The following is a 13,490-nucleotide window of genomic DNA, read 5'->3' as shown; positions in this document are numbered from 1 at the left end:
ACCTCAGTTGCGAGCCGACAGAACCGTCCACCCCTTGCCCACTTCCCCTCCAGAAACAGCTACTGTAAGCTATTCCGTAACGTAGGCGAGAAGCCGAAAAGGGAGGCAGCGGGGCATGAAAGTGCCGTTCACCTGGAAAGTCACCGGCTGGTTCATGATCGGTTGGTCAGCCGAGTACGAGGTCGGTGACGTCAAAGCGTTGAAGTACTTCGGCGAGGATCTGGCGGCCTACCGCGACGAGTCCGGCGAGCTGCATGTACTCGAGGCGCACTGCAAGCACCTGGGAGCCCACATCGGTCATGGCGGCAAAGTGGTCGGGGACTGCATCGAGTGCCCGTTCCACGGCTGGCGCTGGAGCGGCGAGGGCAACAACACCTACATCCCGTACCAGCCTGACAAACCCAACCGCGGTCTGCGGCTGCGGTCCTACCCGGTCAAGGAACAGTACGGCTGCATCTTCATGTGGTATCAGCCCGACGGGAAAGAACCGCAGTGGGAGCTGCCCGACATCTTCCACAAGTTCCCGCAGTTCGAGACCGATCCCAATGCCTACTACCGGCCCTACCCGGAGTTCTCCAGTCGCGCCGACGCGATCCCGGTGCACCCGCAGATCGTGGCCGAGAACGGGCCCGACAGCTCGCACTTCCGCTACGTGCACGGGGCCACCGTGACGCCGGTGTGCCTGCACTGGGAACACGTCGACGAGGAATGGCGCTTCCTGACCGGCTGGCCCGACGCCCGCAGCGACGACCCGAACAAGATGGCCCTGCGCATCCACAGCCACTTCTCCGGGCTCGGGTTCGCCATGAGCGCGTTCGAGGGATCCTCCAACCACCGGCTGATCTTCGCCTGCACGCCGGTCGACGACGAGGTGTCCGACATGTTCTATTCGATCTGGTGGCCCAAAATCCCTGGTGAGACCTCCGATGTCCCGCCCGAACAGGTCCGCAAGCAAGTCGAGAAACAGTTCCTCAAGACCGTGTGGGAGGACTGCGACATCTGGCGCTACCAGAAGTATGTCGAACGTCCGCCGCTGGCCAAGATCGACGCGAAACCCTATATGGCCATGCGGAAATGGGCCACGCAGTTCTACGAGGTTCCCGCCACCCCACCCGGCGGAGTCCCCCCGCACGAGAGCGCTGTCGCCGGCGTATGAAACCCGATCTGAGCGAGCTCGTCGCACCCGGACACACCGCGATCGTCACTCAGGAATGCCAGGGAGCCGTCGTCGGCCCCGACGCCGGCCTGGCAGCACTGGCCGATGAAGCCCGCCGCGAGGCGCTGCCCAACATCGTCCGGTTGCTTCCGGCGGCGCGCGCGGCGTCGGTGCACGTGGTGCACTGTCTGGTGCAGCGGCGCCCGGACGGGCTGGGCTCCAACCACAACGCGAAGATCTTCGCGATCGGCCGCAACGACGTCGGCATCGTGCCCGGTACCCCCGGCGCCACCCTGCTTCCCGAATTGGGCCCGGAACCCGACGATCTGGTGCTGGCCCGCTGGCACGGGCTGGGCCCGATGGGCGGCACCGACCTGGACGCCATCCTGCGCAACCTCGGCGTGAGTACCATTGTGGCCGTTGGCGTCTCGGTCAACATCGCGATCACCAATCTGGTGATGGACGCGGTCAATGCCGGATACCGTGTGGTGCTGCCGCGCGACGCAGTGGCCGGTATCCCGACGGCCTATGCCGATGCGGTCATCGACAACACCCTGTCCCTGCTGGCCACCGTCACCACCACCGACCACCTGCTGCACGCCTGGCAGCGCTGACCCGACCGCCTTCTCACCCGCCCCTTAGGAGAGCCCCGTGCAGTTCACCGTCCCGGCTGTCGCCGAAGCCGTCGCCGCTACGATCGGTGACCGTCCGCTGATCGTCCAGGGAGACCGTCGCCTCACCTATCGCCAAGTGGTGGACCGGTCGAATCGACTGGCGGCGTACCTGCATTCGCGCGGGCTGGGTGTGCAGACCGAACGCGATGCGCTGGCCGGCCACGAAGTCGGACAGGACCTGCTGGGCATCTACGCCCTCAACGGCCCGGAGTATGTCGAATCGATGCTCGGCGGGTTCCGGGCCAGGGTCGCCCCGTTCAACGTGAACTACCGCTACGTCAAGAACGAATTGCAGTATCTGCTGGCCGATTCCGGCGCAACGGCGCTCGTCTACCACGCCACGTTCGCCCCACGGGTGGCCGAGATCCGGCCCGACCTTCCGCAGCTTCGGGTACTGATCCAGATCGCCGACGACTCTGGTAACGAGTTACTGGACGGTGCAGTGGATTACGAGACGATCGTGACCGACACCTCGGCTCCGGCCGTGGCCCCGGTCGAGCCCTGTCCGGATGACCTCTACGTGCTCTACACCGGCGGTACCACCGGGATGCCCAAGGGTGTGTTGTGGCGTCAGCACGACATCTTCATGACCGCGTTCGGCGGCCGCAACATGGTCACCGGCGACAAGGCCACCTCGGTCGAGGAGATCGCCACCCGGGCAACCGAGAACCCCGGCACCAAGCTGATGATCCTGCCGCCCCTGATGCACGGCGCGGCCCAGTGGGCGGCGATGACTGCCATCACCACGGGTCAGACGCTCGTATTCCCCAGTGTGGTGGACCGATTCGACACCGGCGACATCGTGCGCACGATCGCGCGCGAACAGGTCCTCGTGGCCACGGTGGTCGGCGACGCGATGGCCCGGCCCCTGGTTGCCGCCATCACGAGCGGCGCCGCCGATGTCTCGTCACTCGCGGTCGTCGCCAACGGCGGCGCCCAGCTGACGCCCTACGTCAAGCAGCAGTTGATCGATTCGAAGCCCAATCTGATGGTGGTCGACGGGGTCGGTTCGTCGGAGACGGGCGCGCAGATGAGCCACATGTCGGCCCCGGGCGCCGTCTCCACCGGGACGTTCAACGCCGGGCCCGACACCTGTGTTGTCACCGAGGATTTCACGGCCGTGCTCGCGCCCGGGCACGACGGGCTGGGCTGGCTGGCCCAACGCGGTTACGTGCCACTGGGCTACAAGGGCGACGCCGCCAAGACCGCGGCAACCTTCCCGGTGATCGACGGCGTGCGGTACGCGACACCGGGCGACCGGGCCCGCCATCTGGACAGCGGCGCCATCGAGCTGCTCGGCCGGGACTCGGTCACCATCAACTCCGGTGGCGAGAAAATCTTTGCCGAGGAAGTGGAATCGGCCATCGCCTCACATCCCGCTGTCAGTGACGTTGTGGTGGCAGGCCGTCCCAGTGAGCGTTGGGGGCAGGAAGTCGTGGCTGTGGTGGCGTTGGCCGATGGCGCCGCAGTGGAGGCCGACGAACTCATCCGGCACGCCGAATCCTCCATCGCCCGTTACAAGTTGCCCAAGGCTGTGGTGTTCCGGCCGCGGATCGAGCGCAGCCCGGCCGGTAAGGCCGACTACCGCTGGGCCCGCGAGCAGGCGGTCAGCGAAATTTCTTGAGCCGTGCGGCGGTCCGCTTGCGGGCGCGCCGCAGGCTGAGGTCCGCGCTGAGGCGCATCGACCCGGTGAACGGCCAGGCCGCCCGGCCGGTGATGCTGAACGGCAGGTCCGTACCGACCACCGTGCGGTAGTGGCTGAATGCGTCGAAGCCGGCTTTGCCGTGGTAGGCGCCGGTACCGCTGCGACCCACCCCGCCGAACGGGGCACTGGACGGGATCATGTGTGCGGCAAAGTCATTGCGCGCCACGCCGCCGCTGCGGGTGTGACTGACGAAGTACCGGAAGTCGGTGTCGTCCGCACCGAACCAGTACGCCACCAACGGTGACGGGTTGGCATTGATGTGGTCGACGGCCTCGGCAAGGGCCGAGTAGCCGCGCACCGCGAGCACCGGGCCGAAGACCTCTTCGGTGGCGATCTGCATCCGGTCATCGACGTCACGCACGATGGTCGGGGCGATCTTGCGCGACGCCGGGTCGGGGAGCACCTCGCCGGTCGGTACGACGGAATCGATGCGGGCGCCGTGCGCACGGGCGTCGGCGATCAGGCCGACCACCCGGTCGAAGTTGGCCTGGTTCACCGAGGAGCAGTAGTCCGGATTGCCGATGATGGTGGGAAACATGGTGGTCAGGGTTTTACGGGCCACCGTCACGAAACGGTCCACCTGCGCGTCCGGCACGAACACATAGTCCGGGCACACGCACACCTGACCACCGTTCACCATGCGCCCCTGGGCGATTCGACTCGCCGCCCGTTCGATGTCGGCACCGGGGGCCACCACGACCGGATTCTTGCCGCCGAGTTCCAGCGTCACCGGAACCAGGTTGTCCGCGGCCGCCCGCGCCACCAGCGCGCCGATCGACGGCGAGCCGGTGAAGAACAGGTGGTCGAAAGGCAGGCCGGCGAACGCCGCGGCCACCTCTGGGCCGCCGGTCACCACCTGCAGTTCGGTGGGGTCGAAATACTTCGGCGCGGTCGCGGCCATCAGCTCCGCGGTGCGCGGGGTGACTTCGGACATCTTGATCATCACCCGGTTGCCCGCGGCGAACGCGGCCGCGGCCGGCAACACCGTCAACTGGATCGGGAAGTTCCAGGGCCCGATCACCCCGATGACACCGAGCGGGCTGGGCAGCACCTCGGCGCGTAACCCCGCGAATTGGGCCGCGCGCATCAGCTTCGTGGCACGCATCCATTGCGGCACATGGGCCCTGGTGTGCTCGATGACCGACAGCATGCCCAGGATCTCGGCGAAGAACGCCGCCGAGTGCGAACGTGACCCGTAGTCCGCGGCGGTGGCCGCGACGAAGTCCTCGGAGTTGTCCAGCACCATGGCCAGCAGCCGGTCGATCCGGTTGCGGCGCAACGCGACATCGGGCGGGCCGTCGGCGATGAACGACCGGCGCTGGGCACTCAGCAGCTCATCCAACTCGTCGCGCTGCAGCGGCGCCGCCGCGCGCTCCTCGATCGCACTCATCGATTCCGTCCCGTCCTCAGGCGCGCCTCACCTACATCCCGAAGGTCCCTCCGGTAAGGCTAACGGTAGCACCCTCCAGGCACGCCGAAGCCGATTGTCCGGCCCGCCTGAATTGTTTACAGTCGTCCTTACTGTCGTTAATTCAGTGAGAGGTCGGGACATGTCGGAAAGCTCACGCAGAATCGTCGTCGTCGGAGCCGGGTCCGGCATCGGAGCGGCCACCGCGGCGCACTTTCACGAGCGCGGCGATCACGTACTCGCCGTCGATCTGCTCGCCGGCGACACCCCGGCCTCCGAACACGCCACGTGCGACCTGCGCGACGCCGCCGACATCGCCCGGTTGCTGAGCGAGATCGGTGACGGTTGGGACATGCTCGCCCACGTCGCCGGGGTGCCGGGCACCGCGCCGGCGGCCGACGTGCTCAAGGTGAACTACCTGGGCATGCGCCTGATGGCCGAGGGCATGTTGCCGCTGCTGCGGCACGGCGGCTCGATTGTCACGGTGGCGTCGACAGCGGCGCTGGGCTGGCAACAACGCCTCGACATCCTCGACGGCTTACTGGAACTCACCGACGGCGACGCGGTGGCACGGTGGCAGGACGGGCAGGATCCGCAGTTCCCGGTGTACACCACCTCCAAGCAGGCCGCGATCCTGTTCGTCAAACGCATCGCGGGGCCGGCCTGGAGCAAGTACGGCGTGCGGGTGAACACCGTCAGCCCCGGTCCGGTCGAGACGCCGATCCTGTCCGATTTCGAGGAGACCATGGGCAAGGACGTGCTCGACATGGTGCGCTCCACGGTGGGGCGGCACGCCACCGTCGACGACGTGGTGCCACTGATCGCCTTCCTGGCCTCCCCCGAGGCGCGCTGGGTCAACGGACAGGACATCCAGGTGGACGGGGGCTTCATCGCGGCGATGAGCAATGGTGCGCCGATCCCGCTCTGATACGGGTGAGAGCTGCGCAGATTTCGTTACTGTAATATTTACAGTAATATTCATCAGTGTGAGTGTGCCGTTGCAAATGGTGATGGGGTGAGCCGTGGATAACCAGGTACAGGAATTCGCATCGCAGGGAACGGTCGGCGAGCCCGTCGTGGACACCGCCACCCTGCTCCGTGACCCGTACCCGTTCTTCGCCCAGCACCGGGCCAGGCACGGCGTGTTCCGCGGCTCGGTGATGGATTGGTCCAAGACACCGGAATCCCTTCTGCCGGAACACCAATTCGCCGCCGTTTCGTACGACGCGGTCAATACCGTGTTCCGGGACGGCAAGTCGTTCAACTCGAAGATCTACGACCACACCATCGGTCTGTTCATCGGTCCCACCATCTTGGCGATGGAGGGCAAAACCCACCGCGACCACCGCAACCTGGTGTCGGCCGCGTTCAAGTCGCGTTCGCTGCAGCGCTGGGAACCCGAGATCGTCCGACCGATCTGCGAGTCACTCGTCGACGAGTTCATCGACGCCGGCAGCGCCGATCTCGTGCGCGACTTCACCTTCGAGTTCCCCACCCGTGTCATCTCCACGCTGCTCGGGCTTCCCGAGGAAGATCTGCCGTGGTTCCGTCAACGCGCGGTCGAGCTGATCAGCTACACCGTCAAGTACAAGCGTGCTTTTGAGGCCTCCGCAGCGCTGAAAGACTACTTCCTGGCCCAGATCGACCTGCGCCGGTCCAAGCCCACCGAGGACATCATCGGCGATCTGGTCACCGCTGAGATCGACGGTGAAAAGCTGACCGACGGGGCCATCTACTCGTTCCTGCGGCTGCTGTTGCCGGCCGGCCTGGAGACCACCTACCGGTCTTCGGGCAACCTGATCTACCTGCTGCTCACCCACCCCGAGCAGTTCGCCGCAGTGCACGCCGATCATGAGCTGATCGGGCCGGCCATCGAGGAGGGGCTGCGCTACGAAACGCCCCTGACCACCGTGCAGCGCTCCACCACGCGCGACACCGAACTCGACGGTGTGGCGCTGCCCGCCGGTGCGGTGATCGACGTCTGCATAGGTTCGGCCAATCGCGACGAGAACCGTTGGGAGCGCCCCGAGGAGTTCGACATCTTCCGGAAACGGGTACCGCACATCACCTTTGCCGCCGGCGAACACACCTGCATGGGCCTGCACCTGGCCCGGATGGAAACCCGGGTCGCCATGGAGAGCCTGCTGTCGCGGGTGCGCAATCTGAAGCTGGTCACCGACGACGATCCACACATCTTCGGTCAGCCGTTCCGCTCCCCCACTGCCATCCCGGTCACCTTCGAGCCGATCCGATAGGGATACAGTCATGGTCAGGCCCGCGAGCGCCCGTGGTCGTCAGCGCCGTGAACGCGGGTCGATCAGCGTCGACGAAATCCTGCGTGGTGCTTTCGAAGTCGCCGACGAGGTGTCGATCGAGAACCTGAGCATGCCGCAGCTGGCCCGTCATCTCGACGTCGGAGTCACCAGCATCTACTGGTATTTCCGGCGCAAGGACGAGCTGCTCGACGCGATGACCGAACGCGTCCTGCTCGAGTACGACATGAGCGTCCTGGCCATCGACGCCGGCACCTGGCGCGAATCCCTCCGCGCCCATGCCCACCGCATGCGCGAGATGTTCAAGAGCAATCCGATCGTGTGCGATCTCATCCTGATCCGCGGCACCAAGAACATCCCGGCCGCGCGCACCGCGCTGGAGAAGATCGAACAGCCGGTGGCCGCGCTGGTGGCGGCCGGCCTCACCGCCAAGCAGGCCTTCGACACCTATACGTCCGTCGCGGTGCTGGTGCGGAGTTCCGCAGTGCTGCAGCGGCTGCAGAGCCGCTCAGCCGAGGTGCATTTCCCGCGCGAATACTGGGAACAGGTGATCGACGCCGAGGCGATGCCACTGATCGCCTCGATCCCCGGGCGTGGCTACCGGATCGGCATGGCCGACGACGGCAACTTCGACCACATCCTGGACAGCATCCTCGATCGCGCGGAGGCGTTCTGCCACAATTCCTGACCAAGGAAACTGTCGGCGAGGAAAAGTCACTGGCGCGGTAGCCGCCACCCGATCGTCTTGGTCTCGGTGTACTGCGCGAACCCTTCGATGCCGCACTGCCTTCCGACACCACTGTTCTTGTAGCCACCGAACGGAGCGTCCGCTCCGTAGTACATCCCGCCATTGACACCGATTGCGCCGGTCCTGATCCGCCGCGCGATCCCCATCGCCCGTTCCGGGGAGGCCGACATCACCGCACCGGCCAAACCGAAGGCGCTGTGGTTGGCGATGCGCACCGCCTCGTCGTCATCGTCGAACGGCAGCATCACCACAACCGGTCCGAACACCTCGTCCTGGGCGATCGCCGATCCCGGATCGGCTCCGACGATGACGGTGGGCGCGACGAAATGTCCGTCGGCCAGATGAGCGGGCAAGCCCTCGGGCACGTCCCCGCCCACCGCGACATCGGCGCCGTCGCGGCGGGCACCGTCGATGGCATCGAGAACGCGCTGCTTGGCCGCCGCGCTGATCAAGGGACCGACCAGGGTGGTCGGCAACGCCGGATCACCCACCGGGACCGCACCGAATGCCATCGTCACATTGGCAACGGCTTCGTCGAACAGGCTGCGGTGCACCAACATTCGGGTGTTGGCCGCACAGGCCTGACCGGCGTGCACGCACGCGCCGATCGCCCCGGGGATGATGTGGCCGGGCTTGGCATCGTCGAGCACGATCATCGCCGACTTGCCGCCGAGTTCCAGGAAGGTTCGCTTCATGGTGTCGGCCCCGACGCGCATCAGATGTCTGCCGACGGCCGTCGACCCGGTGAACGACACCATGTCCACCCGCGGATCGGTGCCCAGCCGTCCGGCCACCTCGTTGGACGGGGTCGGGACCACGTTGAGCACCCCCGGTGGCATGTCGGTGCGCTCGGCGACCAGCCGTCCCAACCGGGTGGCGTTCCAGGGTGTATTCGGATCGGGTTTGAGGACAACGGTATTGCCCGCCGCCAGCGCCGGCCCCAGCTTGTTGACGATCACCTCGATCGGGAAGTTCGACGGGGTGATCGCCGCGACCACTCCGACGGCCTCCTTGACCACGGTGCGGGCGTTGCGCTCACCGAACAGCCCACCACCGTCGAGGGTGCGTTCCCATTCGAACTCGTCGATGAGGCGGGCCGGGTAGCGCAGCCCGTCGGCCAGCGGCCAGTCCAGTTGGGCGTTCTCCGTCGTCATCGCCGGGCAGCCGACCTCGGCGATCAATTCCTCACGCAGGTCGTCTTTTTCCGCCTCGATGGCGTCCTGCAGTTGGGCCAGCACGCGCTTGCGCAATTCACGGTTGGTCGACCAGTCGGATTCGTCGAAGGCACGCCGGGCCGCGCCGATCGCGCGGTCCATGTCTTCGGATCCCGCCGCCGCGGTCGTCCCCAGTAGCAGGCCGGTGGCCGGGCTGAGGTTGTCGAACTCGGCGCCGGACACCGCCGCCACCAGCTCGCCGTCGATCAGCATGCGCTTCTCGGCCCGGCCGGCCGCGCGTCGGCCGATCTCCACACTCGTGACGGCCTGGTCCACGACTTCGCTCATGCGCGCAACTGTAACACTTACAGTAATCCCCACCACCGCCGAAATCGCATTCCAGCAGAGAAAGTGCGAGTACCAGCCTGCCGGAATGCCGTTTCGGCGCGGAAGGCGGGGAAGGTCAGCAGGGTTCCACCTGCACCGGCACCCCGGTCAGCCAGGACATCCCGGCCAGTGCCTCGATGTCGGCGGGATCGCTCGACATCAGTTGGTTGACGTTGGATCCGCCGGCCTGGTTCGCGAGCTTCCAGCCGCCCGTCCCCTTGTGACCCCAGCCGTGCGGGATCGCGATGGTGCCCGGGACGATGTCGTCGGTCAGCGTCACCGCGATGTCGATCGCGCCATATGGCGAGCGGACCCGCACTTCGTCACCGTCGGCGAGGCGACGCATCGCAGCATCCTCAGTGTGCATGAGCGCCTTGTTGATGCGCTTGCCCCGCATCAACAATGGCGAATTGTGCAGCCAGGAGTTCTCCGAGCGCGGCTCACGCATACCGATCATCCGTAGCGGGAACCCTTCAGGCTGGGCGCGCTGCGACATGGCGGAAATCTCAGCCGCGATCTCGTCGTGCGCCAACCGGACCCGGCCGTTGCGGTACACCACCACCTCGCCGAGCACTCCGGTGCGGATGTTCGGTGCCACCACCACACCGTGCGGATGATGTTGCGCCAGCCGGTCGAACGTCAACCCGTCACGGCGCAGCCCGAACCGGTCACCGCCGTCTGCCATCCGGATCATCATGTCGATCATCGGACGAGGACTGAGTTTCTTCCCGCGCCGCGCCGCACGCCGGGCCGCCATCCGGATCGCGGCGAACACCGGTGTGCGCACTGCCATCCGGCCGATCAGGTCGACGACGATGTCCCACTCGGCGCGGGCCTGACCCCGGGGTGCCACCACCGCATCGGTGGCCTGCCGGAACGGTGTGGCCTGGAACATCTGGAACGTGACGGCGAAGTCATCTCGCTCGTACATCGTGGTGACCGGCAGCACGTAGTCGCAGTGCGCGGTGGTTTCGTTGACGTAGAGGTCGAGGCCGACCGACAGGTCGGTGGCTTCCAGGGCGTCCTCCAACTCCAGGCCGTTCGGCACCGACAACACCGGGTTGCCCGCGCCGATGAACATCGCCTTGACCTGACCCCGGCCTGGCGTGGTCATCTCCTTCGCCATGAAGGCGGCGGGCTCGGCCCCGATCACCAACGGGAATCCGCCGACGCGGGTCCGTTTGGTGCGATAGCTACGACGCAGCGAGGCGCCCATCGCCATCGAACCCCACTTCTGTCCGGGGATGCCGAGGGTGCTGAACACACTGCCGCCCGAGGTGTCCAGATTTCCGGCGACGAGGTTGACCGCATCGAGCAAGTAGGTGGTCAACGTGCCGTTGCGCCCGACGCACGTGCCCAGGCGGCCGTAGACCGCGGCGCGCGGGGTGGCGACCAGAGCGCGGGCCAACTCGCGCACCGTGTCCGGCTCGACCCCGGTGTGTCGTTGCGTGTGCTCCGGCGTGAACGGTGCGCATTGCGCCTGGAGCCAGGCCAACCCGTCGGCCTGGGTCCTGGCGCGGGCGCTGACCAGATCCTCGTCGAACATCACCTGCAACAGCGCAAGCAGGAAGTAGGCGTCCGTGTCGGGGCTGATGCCGAGCCATTCGAACTGCGCGGCGGTCTCGCTGCGCCGGGGATCGACGACAACGACCCGCCCGCCCCGTTTGACGATGTCGTGCATCCGGTCCTTGATCCGCGGCGCGGTCAGAAAGCTGCCGTGCGAAACCACGGGGTTTGCCCCGAGCATGACCAGCAGATCGGTACGGAGCAGATCCGGGATGGGCACCGGAAACGGTGCGCCGTAAAGGAATTGGTTGGCCAGCAGTCGGCTGCTGGTGTCCTGGGTGGACGAGGAGAAGAAGTGGCTCGCGCCGCCGATGCCCTTGGCGAAGGTCATCGCGGCGAACAGATGCGAGTAGCTGAACGCGGCGGGGTTACCCATGTACCAGCCCAGCGCGCCGGCGCCGTGGCGCCGGTAGATGGCGGTGAGCCGGGCGGCGATATCGTCGAGCGCTTCGTCCCAGGTGACCGGTTCGAAACCGGCTCCGGTGCGGCGCAGGGGCGTGGTCACCCGGTCCGGGTCGTTGACCACCTCGGCGAACGCGATACCTTTCTGACAGGCGAATCCCGCCGACAGTGGGTGCTCTTTGTCGGGCCGCAGCGCGGTCAACCTGCCATCCTCGACCGTGGCGATCATGCCGCACAGCGGTTCGCAGATCCGGCAGAACGTCACCTTGTTCTCAGCCTTGCACCCGGTCACTTGGTCTACGTTACTGTAAGAGTTACAGTTGGTAGGGTTTTTTGACCGAGACGGAGGATCAGACGTATGCAGAAGGCGCTGGCGCCTGAGATTTCGACCTGGCCCGATGCAGATCCGCAGCTGATCGGCAGCCGCTGCGGCGACTGCGCGGCCACCACGTTCCCGGCCCAACCCCGTTGCCCGAGATGTTCCGGGGCCGACACCGAAGAAGTGCGCCTGCCGAGGCGCGGCACGGTGATCGCCTGGACCACCCAGGGCTTCCCGCCGGGAGCCCCCTACAAAGGGCCGACCGGCAAGGATTTCGTCCCCTTCGGCGTGGGCCTGGTCGAGCTCGTCGACGACGACGGCAACGGCGTGCTCCGCGTCGAAGGCCGGCTCACCGAAAACGACCCCGCCAAACTGCGATTCGGCATGAATGTCGAACTCACCATGGTCCCGTTCGCCACGGCAGAAGATGACAACGGCGACACCGTCGAACTCGTCACCTTCGCCTTCCAACCCGCCTGAGGAGCCATATGAACGACGTAGCCATCATCGGTGTCGGCATCCACCCGTTCGGCCGCTTCGAGGGCAAGACCGCGATGCAGATGGGTGTCGACGCCATCTTTTCCGCGGTGGCCGACGCCGGCGTGGAATGGAAGGACATCGGCGCGGCGGCCGGTGGCAGCTGGACGGTGGCCAACCCGGACGCCATCGTCGGCATGGTCGGGCTGACCGGTATCCCGTTCACCAACGTGTTCAACGCGTGTGCCACCGCGGCAAGTGCCACCAAGGCCTGCGCCGACGGGATCCGGCTGGGCGACTACGACATCGGCATCGCCGTCGGCCTGGACAAGCACCCCCGTGGCGCATTCACCGAGGATCCGGCCCTGGTGGGGATGCCCAGCTGGTACGCGGAGAACGGCCAGTACCTCACCACGCAGTTCTTCGGGATGAAGGCGAACCGCTACCTGCACGAGCACAACATCTCGGCGCGCACGCTGGCCAAGGTGGCCAACAAGAACTTCCGCAACGGCGCGCTGAACCCGAATGCGTTCCGGCGCAAGCCGATCTCCGAGGACGACATCCTCAACTCGACCATGCTGAACTACCCGCTGACGCAGTACATGTTCTGCGCTCCCGACGAGGGTGCGGCCGCGGTGGTGATGTGCCGGGCCGACATCGCCCACCGCTACACCGACAAGCCGGTGTACCTGAAGGCGGTCGAAGTCAGGACTCGCCGTTACGGCGCGTACGAGGTCAATACCACCTGCGCCCCGGTGGAGGAAGACGTCGCTCCGACGGTGTATGCCGCGCGCGCCGCGTTCGAAAAGGCCGGGGTGGCACCGGAAGACGTCGATGTCGTGCAGTTGCAGGACACCGACGCGGGGGCCGAGATCATCCACATGGCCGAATGCGGATTCTGCGCCGACGGCGACCAGGAGAAGCTGCTGGCCGACGGCGCCACCGAGATCGGCGGCTCGCTGCCGGTCAACACCGACGGCGGCCTGATCGCCAACGGCGAACCGATCGGCGCCTCCGGTCTGCGCCAGATCCACGAACTGGTACGGCAATTGCGCGGCGAGGCCGGCGACCGGCAGGTGCCCGGCAACCCGCGCGTCGGCTTCGCCCAGCTCTACGGCGCTCCCGGCACTGCCGGAGCCACCGTTCTGACCCTCTGACTTTCATGGCCGAGCAGACACTTAGGTACCCTCCCGAGCCCCATTTGGGGTGCCTAACTGTCTG

The 13,490-nt window shown here is 66.5% G+C and carries 11 protein-coding genes; 8 read left to right on the top strand and 3 right to left on the bottom strand.

The genetic code is table 11. From position 1 onward, the window contains the following. Nucleotides 1–115 precede the first annotated feature (115 nt). Genes FR943_RS10655 through FR943_RS10645 form a run of 3 tightly spaced genes read left to right on the top strand, consistent with a single transcriptional unit; the run spans nt 116 to nt 3,454 of the window. Nucleotides 116–1,156: a Rieske 2Fe-2S domain-containing protein gene (locus FR943_RS10655; protein ID WP_217156752.1), complete on the top strand. Its 1,041-nt coding sequence runs from the start codon at nt 116–118 to the stop codon at nt 1,154–1,156. Continuing rightward, nucleotides 1,153–1,770, top strand: a complete 618-nt coding sequence (locus FR943_RS10650) for a cysteine hydrolase family protein (RefSeq protein WP_217156750.1) — start codon at nt 1,153–1,155, stop codon at nt 1,768–1,770. The genes FR943_RS10655 and FR943_RS10650 overlap by 4 nt, the downstream gene beginning before the upstream one ends. A gap of 37 nt (nt 1,771–1,807) precedes the next feature. Beyond that, nucleotides 1,808–3,454 (top strand): medium-chain acyl-CoA ligase Mig, encoded by a 1,647-nt coding sequence (locus tag FR943_RS10645; protein WP_217156748.1) that lies wholly within the window; start codon nt 1,808–1,810, stop codon nt 3,452–3,454. On the opposite strand, the gene FR943_RS10640 is transcribed toward FR943_RS10645, so the two are convergent. Further along, nucleotides 3,438–4,925, bottom strand: coding sequence for an aldehyde dehydrogenase family protein (locus FR943_RS10640; RefSeq protein ID WP_217156746.1), 1,488 nt, complete (start codon nt 4,923–4,925; stop codon nt 3,438–3,440). The two genes, FR943_RS10645 and FR943_RS10640, sit on opposite strands and share 17 nt — an antisense overlap. Nucleotides 4,926–5,085: 160 nt before the next feature. Between FR943_RS10640 and FR943_RS10635 the strand changes: the two genes are divergently transcribed. From FR943_RS10635 to FR943_RS10625, 3 genes are all read left to right on the top strand, one after another. After that, nucleotides 5,086–5,871 carry an SDR family oxidoreductase gene (locus tag FR943_RS10635; protein ID WP_217156744.1) on the top strand — a complete coding sequence of 262 codons (786 nt, stop codon included), beginning with the start codon at nt 5,086–5,088 and terminating at the stop codon, nt 5,869–5,871. 148 nt (nt 5,872–6,019) lie between these two features. Then, nucleotides 6,020–7,198, top strand: coding sequence for a cytochrome P450 (locus tag FR943_RS10630; RefSeq protein WP_217158128.1), 1,179 nt, complete (start codon nt 6,020–6,022; stop codon nt 7,196–7,198). Nucleotides 7,199–7,208: 10 nt separating this feature from the next. After that, the gene (locus FR943_RS10625; RefSeq protein WP_217156743.1) at nt 7,209–7,904 is read left to right on the top strand and encodes a TetR/AcrR family transcriptional regulator; all 696 of its coding nucleotides are present in this window, start codon (nt 7,209–7,211) and stop codon (nt 7,902–7,904) included. Between the two features lie 26 nt (nt 7,905–7,930). Here the strand turns inward: FR943_RS10625 and FR943_RS10620 are convergent, their stop codons facing one another. Together FR943_RS10620 and FR943_RS10615 are read right to left on the bottom strand one after the other, a co-directional pair. After that, complete coding sequence (locus FR943_RS10620) at nt 7,931–9,466, bottom strand: aldehyde dehydrogenase family protein (RefSeq protein WP_217156741.1); 1,536 nt, start codon at nt 9,464–9,466, stop codon at nt 7,931–7,933. Between the two features lie 115 nt (nt 9,467–9,581). Continuing rightward, nucleotides 9,582–11,765, bottom strand: coding sequence for a molybdopterin-containing oxidoreductase family protein (locus FR943_RS10615; protein WP_217156739.1), 2,184 nt, complete (start codon nt 11,763–11,765; stop codon nt 9,582–9,584). A 66-nt stretch (nt 11,766–11,831) separates the two neighbouring features. Here FR943_RS10615 and FR943_RS10610 point away from each other — a divergent pair, with 66 nt between their 5' ends. Beyond that, nucleotides 11,832–12,272 (top strand): Zn-ribbon domain-containing OB-fold protein, encoded by a 441-nt coding sequence (locus FR943_RS10610; RefSeq protein WP_217156737.1) that lies wholly within the window; start codon nt 11,832–11,834, stop codon nt 12,270–12,272. Between the two features lie 8 nt (nt 12,273–12,280). Further along, the gene (locus FR943_RS10605) at nt 12,281–13,426 is read left to right on the top strand and encodes a thiolase family protein (RefSeq protein ID WP_217156735.1); all 1,146 of its coding nucleotides are present in this window, start codon (nt 12,281–12,283) and stop codon (nt 13,424–13,426) included. Nucleotides 13,427–13,490 lie beyond the last annotated feature (64 nt).

Origin of the sequence: [Mycobacterium] fortunisiensis (assembly GCF_019050325.1) — a bacterium.
GTDB lineage: Bacteria > Actinomycetota > Actinomycetes > Mycobacteriales > Mycobacteriaceae > Mycobacterium > Mycobacterium fortunisiensis.
Note: the sequence above shows the minus strand (reverse complement) of the source record. Positions and strands in the feature narration are given on the sequence as shown.

What these genes read in the sequence shown, in the direction of transcription:
- FR943_RS10655 (WP_217156752.1), top strand. Translation starts at nt 116, where the DNA reads ATGAAAGTGCCGTTCACCTGGAAAGTCACCGGCTGGTTCATGATCGGT.
- FR943_RS10650 (WP_217156750.1), top strand. Translation starts at nt 1,153, where the DNA reads ATGAAACCCGATCTGAGCGAGCTCGTCGCACCCGGACACACCGCGATC.
- FR943_RS10640 (WP_217156746.1), bottom strand. Translation starts at nt 4,925, where the DNA reads ATGAGTGCGATCGAGGAGCGCGCGGCGGCGCCGCTGCAGCGCGACGAG.
- FR943_RS10635 (WP_217156744.1), top strand. Translation starts at nt 5,086, where the DNA reads ATGTCGGAAAGCTCACGCAGAATCGTCGTCGTCGGAGCCGGGTCCGGC.
- FR943_RS10625 (WP_217156743.1), top strand. Translation starts at nt 7,209, where the DNA reads ATGGTCAGGCCCGCGAGCGCCCGTGGTCGTCAGCGCCGTGAACGCGGG.
- FR943_RS10620 (WP_217156741.1), bottom strand. Translation starts at nt 9,466, where the DNA reads ATGAGCGAAGTCGTGGACCAGGCCGTCACGAGTGTGGAGATCGGCCGA.
- FR943_RS10610 (WP_217156737.1), top strand. Translation starts at nt 11,832, where the DNA reads ATGCAGAAGGCGCTGGCGCCTGAGATTTCGACCTGGCCCGATGCAGAT.
- FR943_RS10605 (WP_217156735.1), top strand. Translation starts at nt 12,281, where the DNA reads ATGAACGACGTAGCCATCATCGGTGTCGGCATCCACCCGTTCGGCCGC.